Consider the following 1,210-nt stretch of genomic DNA (forward strand, 5'->3'; position numbering starts at 1 on the left):
TGAGTGTCTAAGATGTTGGTGGCTAATATAAATCTCCCGGCTGCGATTTGTTCGGCTTCTATTACTGATAACCGGGTTTCTATTTGACCCGTAATTTGATAAACTGTTGAATTTGTTGGGTTCTCTAGTTTCTGCTTGCTTGTCGATTTTTTGACGGGTTTTTCTCGGCATTCAATTTCTGTGATTTGGTGATACTTCCAGGTATCTGATAATCTTTTTATCGCGATTTCTGCGTCGGCTATACACCCAAACTCTTGTCTGAATAGCTTGCGTAGTGAGTCAGAAGCTGATTCTAATTGTTTCTCTACTTGCTGGGCTATTTTTTTGAGGGCTGCTTGTTTTCTGATATCGCTTTCTACTACTATCCATCTTTGTTTTATGTTGGCATACTCGCTGGTTATGGCTGCTATTTTGTCGCCTTTTATTTGAGCTGATTCCCAGTCTTTATCTTCGATAGCTGAGATTTTTTGGCGGGCTGATTTGATACTTAATGGCACTCTGGTTATCCATTTCATTCCTGCCATGGCTGATAAGTTTTCTGCTGTGTATAAGGCACTGTCTGCTACACAGATTCCGTCGAAACTCCATTGGTTTTTAAATTCTTTGAGTCGGGCGACAAAAACGCTTTTGTCATCGGCGTTTCCGTCATCTATTTTGAGATACAATGGTACGTCTCCATCACCGCTAACTATGGTGTCAATGATAAATTGTTTGAGGTCGGGTCTTTTGTCTCGCTTAGTATCCGTGAACGATTTTTATGGCTTTCATTTCATCGGCTGGGTCTGATGAGTCTGTTTCAATGTCTTGACTCTTTTCTTGACAAGTTTTGTATGCTCCTTCTACTGATATTGAACTGCTGTCTAGATGAACGCTATTCATTTCTACTTGAAATTTATGAGCTGCTTTTAGGGCGATCGCTGTGAATAATTGTGTCGTTCCAGCTTGATGGTATTTGTCTAATGCTCTCCCGATTCTGTCATCATTTAATTGTTCGGGGGTCACTCCTTCTCCGATTAAATGTTCTGTTGCTTTTACTACAAAAAATGTGTCGAATAGGTAGATTGGGGCGCTCAAAAACCCTAATCCGTTCAAAATCATCGCTTTCATGACTTGTCCTGGGCTGAGGGTTTCTTTGTTGCTTATCCCCACTTTTTTGTTGACTTCTTCTACCAATTCCATTTCATCTATTATCCCGGCTACTATTCCCAAG

At 40.6% G+C, this 1,210-nt stretch carries 1 pseudogene; it reads right to left on the reverse strand.

Annotated features, from left to right (window positions below):
* Positions 1 to 1,209 (reverse strand): annotated as a pseudogene (locus QUA83_RS30710) (IS1634 family transposase); the annotation flags it as partial.
* Between the last annotated feature and the right edge of the window lies 1 nt (position 1,210).

Origin of the sequence: Microcoleus sp. K1-B1, assembly GCF_036704705.1 — a bacterium.
Taxonomy (GTDB): domain Bacteria; phylum Cyanobacteriota; class Cyanobacteriia; order Cyanobacteriales; family Microcoleaceae; genus Microcoleus.